This window comes from Helicobacter cappadocius (assembly GCF_030688855.1).
Taxonomy (GTDB): domain Bacteria; phylum Campylobacterota; class Campylobacteria; order Campylobacterales; family Helicobacteraceae; genus Helicobacter_J; species Helicobacter_J cappadocius.
The window spans coordinates 1-12277 of record NZ_JAUYZK010000014.1 but is presented as its reverse complement, the minus strand read 5'-3'; the positions used below and the strand labels follow the sequence as shown (position 1 = coordinate 12277).

General features: G+C 33.4%; 11 protein-coding genes. 6 read left to right on the top strand and 5 right to left on the bottom strand.

Features of this window, described 5'->3' with window-relative positions:
- Nucleotide 1 precedes the first annotated feature (1 nt).
- The gene (locus Q5I06_RS07970; protein ID WP_305517656.1) at nt 2-619 is read right to left on the bottom strand and encodes a M48 family metallopeptidase; all 618 of its coding nucleotides are present in this window, start codon (nt 617-619) and stop codon (nt 2-4) included.
- 64 nt (nt 620-683) lie between these two features.
- On the opposite strand from Q5I06_RS07970, the gene rplI reads away from it, so the two are divergent.
- The 5 genes from rplI to Q5I06_RS07945 are packed head-to-tail and all read left to right on the top strand — an operon-like array spanning nt 684 to nt 4935.
- Nucleotides 684-1130, top strand: a complete 447-nt coding sequence (gene rplI, locus Q5I06_RS07965) for a 50S ribosomal protein L9 (protein ID WP_305517655.1) — start codon at nt 684-686, stop codon at nt 1128-1130.
- A gap of 5 nt (nt 1131-1135) precedes the next feature.
- Nucleotides 1136-1681, top strand: coding sequence for an ATP-dependent protease subunit HslV (gene hslV, locus Q5I06_RS07960; protein ID WP_305517654.1), 546 nt, complete (start codon nt 1136-1138; stop codon nt 1679-1681).
- A gap of 20 nt (nt 1682-1701) precedes the next feature.
- Entirely contained in the window at nt 1702-3018 is a 1317-nt protein-coding gene (hslU, locus tag Q5I06_RS07955; protein ID WP_305517685.1) for an HslU--HslV peptidase ATPase subunit, read from the top strand.
- Entirely contained in the window at nt 3018-3920 is a 903-nt protein-coding gene (gene era, locus Q5I06_RS07950) for a GTPase Era (RefSeq protein ID WP_305517653.1), read from the top strand. Before hslU ends, era begins: the two co-directional genes overlap by 1 nt.
- Before the next feature lie 19 nt (nt 3921-3939).
- Nucleotides 3940-4935, top strand: coding sequence for a L,D-transpeptidase family protein (locus tag Q5I06_RS07945; protein WP_305517652.1), 996 nt, complete (start codon nt 3940-3942; stop codon nt 4933-4935).
- A 28-nt stretch (nt 4936-4963) separates the two neighbouring features.
- On the opposite strand, the gene ciaB is transcribed toward Q5I06_RS07945, so the two are convergent.
- The 4 genes from ciaB to Q5I06_RS07925 all read right to left on the bottom strand — a co-directional run bounded on the left by ciaB (nt 4964) and on the right by Q5I06_RS07925 (nt 11233).
- On the bottom strand, nt 4964-6814 hold the full coding sequence (gene ciaB, locus Q5I06_RS07940) for an invasion protein CiaB (RefSeq protein WP_305517651.1): 1851 nt from the start codon (nt 6812-6814) through the stop codon (nt 4964-4966).
- A gap of 77 nt (nt 6815-6891) precedes the next feature.
- Nucleotides 6892-7899: a hydrogenase expression/formation protein HypE gene (hypE, locus tag Q5I06_RS07935; protein ID WP_305517650.1), complete on the bottom strand. Its 1008-nt coding sequence runs from the start codon at nt 7897-7899 to the stop codon at nt 6892-6894.
- 57 nt (nt 7900-7956) lie between these two features.
- Nucleotides 7957-10224, bottom strand: coding sequence for a carbamoyltransferase HypF (hypF, locus tag Q5I06_RS07930; protein WP_305517649.1), 2268 nt, complete (start codon nt 10222-10224; stop codon nt 7957-7959).
- A gap of 13 nt (nt 10225-10237) precedes the next feature.
- Nucleotides 10238-11233, bottom strand: coding sequence for an agmatine deiminase family protein (locus Q5I06_RS07925; protein WP_305517648.1), 996 nt, complete (start codon nt 11231-11233; stop codon nt 10238-10240).
- Nucleotides 11234-11309: 76 nt separating this feature from the next.
- Here Q5I06_RS07925 and tsaD point away from each other — a divergent pair.
- Nucleotides 11310-12277 (top strand): tRNA (adenosine(37)-N6)-threonylcarbamoyltransferase complex transferase subunit TsaD (tsaD, locus tag Q5I06_RS07920; protein ID WP_305517647.1); only part of this gene is annotated, 968 nt, incomplete at its 3' end.

The following is a 12277-nucleotide window of genomic DNA, read 5'->3' as shown; positions in this document are numbered from 1 at the left end:
ACTATTCCAAAGAATCCAACAAGCTCAAATATAGCTTGGTGTTTTTCTTAAGCGTGGCTCTCTTTTTTTTCCAGTTCAGACAGTATACACCTACATAGTCCCAAAAATTTTTAGAATGGTCTTTATATCTAATATGGGCTAATTCGTGAATAATGACATAATCAATCAATTCCTTTGGAGCACATACAAGCACGAGTGAAAAACTTAGATTGTTTTGATAAGAACAACTTCCTAATCTGCTTTTGTTTTCCCTAATATTTATTTTATTATATTCAACCCGCATCTGATTTGCCTTATCCCTAACTGTGGAATTTAGATACTCTGATAGTATTTTTTTGAGATGTATTTTTATTGGTTTTTTATCTATTTTTTCCCACACACCAAAAATCAAAACCTCATTTTTATGCTCATCTAATATGTTTTCTATATCTCTATAATTTTGTGTGATTTTTTGAAGATGTTTTTCTATCCAGCTTTGATGATTGCATAAGAGTTGAGAAATATTTTTTTGAGTGTAAAAGAAAGGGACACTTACATAAATTTCTCCTGATGGTTTTAGAGTGATTCTAGCATTTTTGGCAAAAGTCTTTTTGATTGTAATTTGGTGCTTTGTGTCCAAAGATTCCATAAGCCTTACTCTTTTTTGCTAAAATTTAGGGTATATTACCAAAAAAAGGATCAAAATGAAAATTTTATTGATGGAAGATGTAAAGGGGCTTGGAAAAACCGGCGAAATACATGAAGTCAAAGATGGCTATGGCCAAAATTTTTTGATCGCCAAAGGAAAGGCAAAACATGCCACTAATGAAGTCATCAATAAATATAAAGCCGATCAAAAGAAAAAAGAAGAATTACAAGCTTTACAGATGGCTGAGAGAAAACAACTTGCAACGAGCTTAAATGAATTAACACTAAATATTACTAGAAAGGTTGGAGCTAATGGATCTTTATTTGGTGCTATTACAAAAGAAGAAATAGCAGAAGCCTTAGAAAAATCTCATCGTATTTCTTTAGATAAAAAAGATATTGAACTTAAATCTCCTATTAAAAGTACAGGTATCTATGAAATAGAGGCAAAATTGGGATATGGGATTTCAGGAATTTTTAAAATTGATGTTATGGCAGAGTGATCAAAATGTTTGAAGCTACTACTATTTTGGGTTATAAGTGTGAGTTTAAGGGTAAAAAATATGCCGTGATAGGAGGGGATGGGCAAGTAACCTTTGGAAATTGTGTTTTAAAGGGGAATGCGACAAAAATTCGTGCGTTATATAATGGAGCAATTTTAAGTGGTTTTGCAGGAAGCACCGCAGATGCTTTTTCTTTATTTGATATGTTTGAACGCATATTAGAAGGTAGAAAAGGAGATTTAGTCAGAAGTGTGCTTGAATTTAGTAAAGAATGGCGCAAGGATAAATATTTACGAAAGCTTGAAGCAATGATGATAGTGTTAAACCAAGATCATATTTACATTCTGAGTGGAACAGGCGATGTGGTCGAGCCAGAAGATGGAAAAATAGCTGCTATTGGAAGTGGGGGTAATTATGCCCTAAGTTCCGCTAGAGCATTGGACAAATTTGCTTCTTTGGATCCAAAATCCCTCGTAGAAGAATCTTTAAAAATAGCTGGAGAGCTATGTATCTACACCAATACAAATATTAAAATCTTGGAGATTAAATGAAAAAGAAAAATCGTTTGAACATGACTCCTAAAGAAATTGTTGCTTATTTAGATGAGTATATTATCGGACAAAAAGAAGCAAAAAAATCTGTTGCTATAGCTCTTCGCAACCGTTATAGAAGACTGCAACTTCCCTTAGAAATTCAAGAAGAGGTCACTCCTAAAAATATTTTGATGATAGGCTCTACTGGCGTAGGCAAAACAGAAATCGCAAGACGTATGGCAAAAATAATGGGGCTTCCTTTTGTTAAAGTAGAAGCAAGTAAATATACTGAGGTAGGTTTTGTAGGCAGAGATGTGGAATCAATGGTAAGAGATCTAGTTTTAGCGAGTGTAAATTTGGTCGAAAGCGAATACAGAGAAAAATCAAAGCAAAAAATAGAAGATTTCATCATAGAGAAAATCACACAAAAACTACTTCCCCCTCTTCCAACTGGTGTTAGCGATTCTAAAAAACAAGAATATGAAAATAGCTTTGAAAAAATGAAAAAAAAGGTCAAAAATGGAGAAGTTGATGATCTCAAAATAGAAATCGAGATCAATCGAAGAATCATAGGTTCTGATAATGGAATGCCTCCAGAAATTATCAATGTACAAGAAAGTATTATTAAAGTACTAAATAGAGAACAGGAAAAAATTAAAAAAGAAATGAGCGTAAAAGAGGCAAAAGAAGCTCTCAAGCAAGATGCCTCTGAAGCAGTGTTAGATACCGAAGCTATCAAATTTGAAGGACTAAAGAGAGCCCAAGAGGCTGGGGTAATTTTTATTGATGAGATTGATAAAGTTGCAGTGAGTTCAAAAGATAATTCTAGGCAAGATCCAAGCAAAGAAGGTGTTCAAAGAGATTTGCTTCCTATTATAGAAGGAAGCGTGGTAAATACTAAATATGGTCAGATTAAAACCGATCATATTTTATTTATAGCTGCTGGGGCATTTCATCTCAGTAAGCCTAGTGATTTGATTCCAGAACTTCAAGGGCGATTTCCTTTGCGTGTTGAATTAGATAGTCTTGATGATGAAGCGATGTATCAAATATTAACCCAGACTAAAACCTCTATTATTAGACAATATCAAGCCCTCTTAAAAACCGAAAATGTGACTATTGAATTTGATGAAAATGCTCTCAAAGAACTTGCAAAACTTTCTTATAATGCCAATCAAAAAACCGAAGACATCGGTGCTAGAAGACTTCATACAACACTTGAGCGAGTGATAGAAGATATTAGCTTTAATGCTGATGAATACAAAAATCAAACCTTGCGTATAACCAAAGAACTAGTGAGCGAAAAACTACAAGATTTGGTAGAAAATGTTGATTTAGCAAGGTATATTCTTTGATGCAAAATAGCTTTAGATCGGGTTTTGTTGCCGTTGTAGGTCGTCCAAATTGTGGGAAAAGCACTCTTTTGAACAAATTATTAAAACAGGAAATTGCTCTAGTCTCTCATAAAGCAAATGCTACAAGAAAAAAAATGAATATCATTATTCCTTTTGTGGATAAAAACGGAGTGGATTCTCAGATTATTTTTGTGGATACACCCGGATTACACCATCAAGAGAAACTATTGAATCAATTTATGCTAAAAGAAGCTCTTCGTGCAATTTCAGATTGCGATTTATGTGTTTTTATGTCTTCAATACATGATGATTTGAAATATTATGAAGAATTTCTAACTCTAAGTGAGAAACCGCATATTCTTGTTTTGAGCAAAACTGATACCGCAAACAATGAAGAAATACTAAAAAAAATCGCAGAATATCAAAAATATGATAATAAATTTCTCTCTCTTATACCAATAAGCACTCAAAAATCCCTCAATCTCGAAAGGCTTTTAGAGGAAGTTAGTAGGCATCTTCCATATTCTCCACCATTTTTTGACACAGAAATTATCACTGATGAAAATCTCAAGCAAATATACAAAGAAATTATCCGTGAAAGTGTTTTTAACAATCTTAGCGATGAAATTCCTTATGAGAGTGATGTTAGGATTGAAAAATTTATTGAGAGTCCTCGACTTGATAAAATATTTGCAAAAGTTTTTGTAGAAAAAGAAAGTCAAAAAAGCATGGTAATAGGTAAAAATGCTCAAACCATCAAAAGAATAGGTAAACAAGCACGGGAAAAAATGGAGAAAATAGGCGAAAAAAAGATTTTTTTAGAACTGAATGTTTTTGTTCAAAAATCTTGGAGCAAGGAAAAAGAAAATCTAAAAAAATTTGGATATAATTTTGAAGATTAAAAGCAACTAGGTGAGAAATATGAAGTTTTTTTTGAGTATTAGTTTAGTAGCATCTTGTATGCTCTATGGAATGGATAATCAGACTATTGATATTATCCAGACATATCGAACAAAGGGCATAGAAGCTACAAAATCGATGTTAGAAAATTATCTAACTCAAAAAGATTTCTGGATGGGGGTTTTGCAGAACAAAGATACTGATTATGGATACTATGAAAGCGTAAATTTTATATTTGTTGCTGATAAGTCTATTCCCGATCTTGCTCTGTATGAAAACGACAATGGAGTGCTAACAAAAATAAACCAAACAAATGCTTTGGTTGGTTCTGGAAAGGGAAATAAAAAAGTCGAAGGCGATCTTACAACCCCAATAGGTGTATATGATATTACAGCAAGACTTAGTGGTCTTAATCAGTACTATGGTCCATTGGCATTAGTAACAAGTTATCCTAACACTTATGATAAGATTCGTAAAAAAACAGGGTATGGAATATGGATTCATGGACTTCCACTTAGTGGAAATCGTAAAGAACTCAATACAAAAGGTTGTATCGCAGTCGAGAATAATACATTGAGTCAATATGATAAGACTATCGGGAATAAAAAAGCGATTCTAATAAGTTATGAACAAAACTTCAAACCTGCCACAAAAGAAGAACTTGCAACTATATTGAGCGATTTATATAAATGGCGAGATTCATGGATAAAAAATGATTTACAAGATTATTTATCCTTTTATGGGAATGATTTTGTTCGATATGATGGAATGAAAATAAATGCGTTCAAAGACTATAAAAAACGTGTATTTGACAAAAAAGAAGAGAAGACTATTTTGTTCTCTAATATTAATATTTCACCCTACCCTAATGAAGAAGGTAAAAATATATTTAAAATTAGCTTCTCTCAAGATTATTCTGCTTTTAAGAATAATAAAATCACCTACACTTCTAATAGTACAAAAGAACTCTATGTTAGTCTTGTTGATGGGAAAATGTCTATCTTAACTGAAAAATAATCCTAGCTTTAAATTATCCCAAGAAGCTCTATAGCACTTCTTGACCTATTTGGCAGTACCTCTCCCAGTACCATTGTATAAAATCATCGCCATTTTTTAAGTTTGAATGATATATGCCCCCGTCTTTCTTTGTAAAACGATTCAACCACTCTCCCGCAGGAAATTTTTGTATGTAGTGTTGTGCTAGAGATTGATAGATTTGAATATACCAGTTTTTAAGCTCTTTGTATTTTTCTTTATGCACCCTAAGGACAGGTTTTTGATTTGCAACAAACTCTAAAACACCACTCTCAAAAGCCCCATACAGATGAATCAGTCCTTCACAATAATAAGGCAAGACCTCCTCTTGCTCTCTCCAAGCCATCAAAGAAACTCCCCTACGAATACTATCACTCATCACCGCTTCAAACTCAACAGGAGTGTGTGAGGATTGAAAAAATGCCACCAATCCGCCACAAGTAGCCTTGAATTCTTCAATATTTTTAAACTCCCCATCAACATTCATCTTTCTTTGCGTATCTTCTTGTATCCACAAAATATGACCAAATTCATGACCATTAGTTGTAATATCATATACTAAATGCCACAACTCTTCATTGTCAAATAATATTTCTCTAGCTTCCTTCAGATAGTCTTCTTCAAAGGTTTCATAGCTAAGCTTCATCTTTGGTTTGCTTTTAGCTGATTGGATGATTTTATCTCCAAAAGCAAAGATTTTTTTTCCAAATTTTTTTGATATAACTTCATCATTAGGAACAACTTGGGCTGAAAATAGTCCGTTCATATCTGCCCCATAATACAAGGTGGGTAATCCATTGTATATCTTTACATTTTTTAGGGCATCTTCAACGAAATTTATCAAATTTTTTGGCGTATCTAGTTCTTGAGCAAAATTCAAAAACATCTTTTTAATACTAGAAGAAACTCTACAATCTGATAATTTATCAGGATTGCTCACTCTCAAATCCCATTCAGGAGCTACAGAATGCCTATATCTATCTTCATAGTATTCAAGAGGGTGTCCCACTTGAAAAGGGGTATCTATTTCCATCCAACATCTATCTACTTCACGCCATTTTTGTATCAATTCATCTGCATTCCTTTCAGCAAAAGCATTCTTCAAAGCATTGAAGTAATTTATATAGGAATCCTTTTTGTCATATACTTCATCTTCTAATCCCTTGAGTTTTAAGATAAGTTTTGAGATAGCCTTAACAATCCCTTCGATTTCAATATCAAAAGCAAGTGCATAAGGAAGAGATATGAACTTATCTCCAAGTTTTTTTGGAATAGAATAGCTTCTATCTGAGCAAATTAATTTATCTTCAACTTTCTCTTTATCAATACTGGGGGCGAGAAGTTTGAGGGTTTCTTCATCCCCATATATTTTTTGCATATCTTTGTTGATTCCATCGATGAGAACATTTTGCCAACTTTCAAAAAACTGATTCATCACTAATCCGATCTGATGAACACCTAAGAGAATTTCTCGATAAAATTCATTAAATAGATTTCTTTTTGTCACTTCAGATAATAACTCTTGATGTCTTTTTGCATAGAATTCACTTACAAAATTCAGTAAAAATCTCCTTGCGATCAAAATCTCAGAATTACTTTTTTGATTTTTTTTTAATATCTGAATAATCGATCCTTCTTTGAGGTTTGCCACCCTATCACAAATCGCCATCAAAGCATCTTTATCAGGTTTTAGTCCCATTCTATCACACAAATATTCCAATGTTGGTAAGTATTTGGATTCTTTATTAAAGTTTGAATCAAAAATCTCATACATACTATTAATATCTTTGCTTTGATCTTGTATAAGAGTATAGAAAACCTTCAAATCTCTTTGAAATTGCATTAGTGCGTTTTCATTCATTTTTTTCTCCAAATATTTTTGAAATCCTAAAAATTATAATCGTTAAGTATGAATATTCAAATACAAAAAACCATGCCTTAGCAAATCCTAGGTAATATCTCGCCCTGCGGATATTCCAAATATCTTTTTGTCCCCCAGTCATTTTTGAGTATTACTTTAGGAGTGGCTATATTATTTCCTTCGACTCTACCAATAATTGTAGCTTCTTTTCCTTTGGAAGAAGAATTTAAAATATCACAAATCTTTATTGCATCACTAGCAGTAGCAGAAAATACACAAACCCCCTCATTAGCTAAGACATATGGCTCAAGCCCTAATATTTCACATACCCCTTTGACTTCTTTTGAAATAGGAATAGATTTTTCCTCTAATATAATATTTACTTTTGAAGCATTTGCCCATTCATTCATCACAGCAGCTAATCCTCCCCTAGTGGCATCTCTAAGAGCATTTATAGAAATATCACTCTGAAATATCTTATCTAGCATTGGATAAAGTTGTTTGCAATCACTCTGTAAATTTGAATGCAAGTCAATCTCACTTCTAGCACAGAAAATCATCGAACCATGTCTTCCAATATCTCCACTTAAGACAATACAATCTCCTTCTTTGAGATTTTTTGCAGAAATTCCCTCTTTTACTATTTCTCCAATAGCAGTTGTGTTAATAAAAATTTTATCAACATTACCTTTGGGAACAACCTTCGTATCAGCTGAAATGATTTGCAAGGATGTTTGCTCAAGTTCTTTTTTTATACTTACAAGGATTTTTTCTAGCTCAATGATCTCAAAACCTTCTTCAATAATAAATCCAATACTAATATATTTTGGCTTTGCCCCCATCATTGCTACATCATTAGAACTTCCACAAATACTAAGCTTTCCTATGTCTCCACCAGGAAAAAAGATGGGAGAGATAACATAGGAATCTGTACTCATGCAGTATGATTTAGCATTATTGATAAAAATCCCTGCATCTTCGCCATCTGCGCATAGAAAATCTCCTAAATATTTTTTGAAAACTTTCTGGATAAATTCATTTGTCTCAACTCCCCCATTACCATGCGCTAGAGTAATCTTTTTCATTTTCTGATTCCTTGTTTTTTGTTATAAAATCTTAGCATAATTCCTAACAGCTAAAAATTAGTGGTTATATTGCGAGTAAACAGCCTGACCAAATGAAATGCACATATCATTTGGTGGCAAAAGCTTGTGCATATAAAACTTTTTTTTATGCAAATCAAAAAGTTCTCTAATATCATCACACAAAATTTTGTTTTGAAATACCCCGCCACTAAACATCACCGGAAGTTCCGGATATTTTTTTGCAAAAGCAAATGCAATATTAGCTAGAGTATAGATAAAATTTCTAGCCACTTTTATCCTCTCGCCATTGAAAACATCTTCTTGTATCTGTAAAATCATCGGACAAAAATCAATCACACCATCAGTGATGATAAAATCATAAGATTCCTTTTTTGAATAGTTTTTAAAAACAGACTCAAGAAGCATTCCAGCTTCACCTTCAAAGCTATTTTTACTTAGCAATCCACACAGACTTGCCACCGCATCAAAGAGCCTTCCAACAGAAGTAGTTTGGAATGTATTAATCTTTTTTTCAAACATTTGGTGAAGTATTTTGGCTTCACTTCCAAATTCAATTTCATATCTTTTTGTAAATTCTTTGGCTCCACACTCTAATGCTAAGGCATAACCTATCTTATAAATATTCTTAATGGCATTTTCTCCACCAAGTAAGCAAAACTCCTTAAAATGACCCACTCTGGAGATATTTTGCATATTGCCAACAAAAAACTCCCCTCCCCAAATTTTGCCATCTTCTCCTAGACCTGTACCATCCCATATAATTCCAAGTGCTTTAGTTTGAGCGGTGATTGTGTTATCTTGCTTTATTGATTCGGCAAAAATAGCACAAAAATGTGCATGATGATGCTGAATTTTTTCATTTCTACAAGGGTATTGTATAGATTTTTTAGCACTTATTATGCTTGATTGATAATTTTTGTGTAAATCACTGATTAAAACATCTGGATATTTCAAATAGGTTTTATTAAAAAAATCTAGCATTTGCTCGTATCGATCGATCGTGCCAAGATTATCAAGATCCCCAATATATGGAAAAACCATATATTTATTTCCTACACTATAAGTCAAGGTAATTTTTTGCTGTGCCCCCATTCCTATAATCGTTTTGGGTGCTAATTTTTCTTCAAATTCTACATTCAAAGGAGCTAGTCCCCTTCCTAATCGAATTATTCTAATTTCTCCAGCAACAAACTGCATCACACTGTCATCAATGGGATGAATGATCTCTCGATTATAATCTAGCACTCCATCAATGATATTGCTCATTTTTTCTTTCAGCTCAGCAATAGAACTAATAATTGGCTCACCACTTAAATTCGCACTAGTAAAAACAATAGGAAAATCAAGTTTTTCTAAAAGCAAATGATGTATTCCACTATAAGGAAGCAATATTCCTATTGTGGAGAGATTGGGAGCTATAAGTTTTGAGTGTAATTGATTAGATTTTTTAGCACCTAAGATGATAGGAGCTACATTGGAATTCAAAGTGTTTATTTCTGATGGATTGAGTTTTGCTACTTTTAATGCCATATCAATATCTTTTACCATTAGTGCAAAAGGTTTTGTGGGGCGATCTTTTTTCTCTCTAAGTTTTAAAATTGTTTTATCATTTCTTCCATCACACACAAGTGCAAATCCTCCTATTCCCTTAATGGCAATAATTTTCCCGGATTTTATCGCTTTGATAGTATCTTTGAGTGCCTGATTATCAAAACTACGACGAGAGGACATATGAAACTCCAAAACGATCCCACATTCAGGGCAAGAATTTGGTTGAGCATGGAATCTTCTATTACTAGGATCGTCATATTCTTTTTGGCATTTTGCACACATCTGAAAGGGTTTCATAGAGGTATTATCTCTATCATAAGGAAGTGAGTTTATGATAGAGTATCTAGGGCCACAATTTGTACAAGTGGTAAAGGCATAGTAATAGTGTCTATCTTTTGGGTTTTTGATTTCATCAAGACATTCTTGACATATCGCAATATCTCTAGGTATAGCACTCTCTAGTCCTATTGTCTCAATTTTACTTTCAAGAATTTCAAAACTCTCATATAGTTTTTTTGATATAGTTTTTTTGATACTGATTTTATGTATCTCTGAATGAATGGGGGCTTGTAACTTCAGATATGAAATAAAACTATCACAATCATCAGTATTTAAAAGTATCTCTACCTTCCCTCCTACATTTTTGACCCAACCTTTTAGACCCATTTTATGAGCTAGATGATAAACAAAAGGACGAAATCCAACGCCCTGCACTACCCCTTCAACAATAATTTTAGTATATTTAGCACTCAATATTGCTACCTGCTTAAAATATCTGCATCGTTACACAATGTAGGCTTCCATGTTGTCTTATAAGCGTAGAGCAATCAATCCCAATCACTTCTAAATCAGGGCAAGAGTTTCTAAAAATCTCTAACACTTCTTCATCCTTTTTGTCTCTATAAGTGGGCACAAGGATCGCTCCATTGATAAAAAGAAAATTTACATAACTTGCCGGTAGCCTCTCTCCATCATAAAAAATAGCATTTGGAAGAGGAAGCGGGACTAGAGTATAGGGTTTTCCTTCTCTTGTGCGAAGTACCATCAACTCTTCTTCCATTTTTCTAAGCTCTGCATAATGTTCATCGTTTTTATCTTCACATTTCATATAAGCAATGGTGTGAGGATTGACAAATCTAGCTAGAGTATCGATATGACTATCAGTATCATCTCCTGCCAAATAGCCTGAATGTAGCCATAAAACCTCATTTATCCCTAATATTCGTTTTAAAAACTCCTCAATCTCCCCTTGTGATAAATGTGGATTTCTGTTAAGCTCCAACAAACACTGTGTATTTGTAAGCAGTCTTCCTTCACCATCTGTGTCAATGCTTCCCCCTTCTAAGATGATGGGCATATTCTTAAGTGTATTAAACACACCTCTATCGAAAAGATTTTGATTGATTTGATTGTCTTTGTTGGCAGCAAACTTCAAACCCCATCCATTAAAACCGAAGTTCAAAAGCTCTATGGAATGATTTTGTTCTATAGCAATAGGTCCAAAATCTCTCGCCCAAGTATCATTTGTTGGTACATTAACAAATTCAATATTGCTTAGATTTGATTTTTGCAATATTTCCATTCCTTCTGAATCTTCTACATCTACACATAAGATCACCTTTTCAAAACGTGTTATTTCTTTTATGATAGCTAGAAAATTCTCTCTAGCTTCACTGATATATTCTGCCCAATCACTATTTTTGTGTGGGAATGCAAGTAAAACCGCTCTTTGTTTTTCCCATTCTGCTTTTAATCTTTTCATTTTACTCCCTAGTTTTTAGTTATAATTTATCAAAAAATTCTTATAAAGTGGATTTTACTATGAAAATGGAAAAAATATGATTTTAAGTATCGAAAGTAGCTGTGATGACAGTTCGATAGCCATAACTGAAATCTCTAGTTCCAAACTACTCTTCCATAGAAAAATATCTCAAGAACAAATACATAGCACTTATGGTGGAGTAGTGCCAGAAATAGCTTCAAGACTTCATGCACAAGAACTTCCAAGAATCCTCTATGAAGCAAAAAGATTCCTAAATGATTCATTCTCATCTCTAAAAGCTATCGCTGTTACCACAGAACCTGGACTCAATATCACTCTCATAGAAGGTCTGATGATGGCAAAAGCTCTGGCTTTTTCTACAAAAATTCCGATCATCTCTATCAATCACCTCAAAGGGCATATTTACTCTCTTTTTATCAACCAACCCAAAAGCACTTTTCCTTTATCTATTTTACTAGTCTCTGGAGGTCATACTCTTATTATAGAGGCAAAAAATAGCACAGAAATGTCCATCGTGGCAAAAAGCATGGATGATAGCTTCGGAGAGAGTTTTGACAAGGTTTCTAAAATGCTCTCTATGGGTTATCCTGGAGGCCCCATCGTAGAAAAAATAGCACAGGAATATATTCAAACTTATTCTATAGAATCCGCATTTAACTTCCCTTTGCCACTAAGAAATTCAAAAGAACTCGCCTTTAGCTTTTCTGGTCTAAAAAACGCCGTTCGTATGAAAATACTGGAGTCCCAAGAGATCGGAACTGATATATCAAGTGATGAGTTTAGAGGAAAAATCTGCTATGGATTTCAAAGTATCGCTTGTGATCATCTACTCATACAGCTTAAAAAATATTTTCAAATAAAAAAAGAGTGTGGGAACCCTATCAAACATTTTGCTATCGTAGGTGGAGCAAGTGCAAATAATCATCTCAGAAATAAAATCTTCAAACTCTGTAATGATTTTCAAGCCAAGCTATTACTCACACCTCTAGAGTTTTGTTCTGATAATGCTGCGATGATAGGTAG

Excerpts from the sequence above, each read along its gene's own strand:
- ciaB (WP_305517651.1), bottom strand. The coding sequence starts at position 6,814 with ATGAATGAAAACGCACTAATGCAATTTCAAAGAGATTTGAAGGTTTTC.
- era (WP_305517653.1), top strand. The coding sequence starts at position 3,018 with ATGCAAAATAGCTTTAGATCGGGTTTTGTTGCCGTTGTAGGTCGTCCA.
- hslV (WP_305517654.1), top strand. The coding sequence starts at position 1,136 with ATGTTTGAAGCTACTACTATTTTGGGTTATAAGTGTGAGTTTAAGGGT.
- hypE (WP_305517650.1), bottom strand. The coding sequence starts at position 7,899 with ATGAAAAAGATTACTCTAGCGCATGGTAATGGGGGAGTTGAGACAAAT.
- hslU (WP_305517685.1), top strand. The coding sequence starts at position 1,702 with ATGACTCCTAAAGAAATTGTTGCTTATTTAGATGAGTATATTATCGGA.
- Q5I06_RS07925 (WP_305517648.1), bottom strand. The coding sequence starts at position 11,233 with ATGAAAAGATTAAAAGCAGAATGGGAAAAACAAAGAGCGGTTTTACTT.
- rplI (WP_305517655.1), top strand. The coding sequence starts at position 684 with ATGAAAATTTTATTGATGGAAGATGTAAAGGGGCTTGGAAAAACCGGC.
- Q5I06_RS07945 (WP_305517652.1), top strand. The coding sequence starts at position 3,940 with ATGAAGTTTTTTTTGAGTATTAGTTTAGTAGCATCTTGTATGCTCTAT.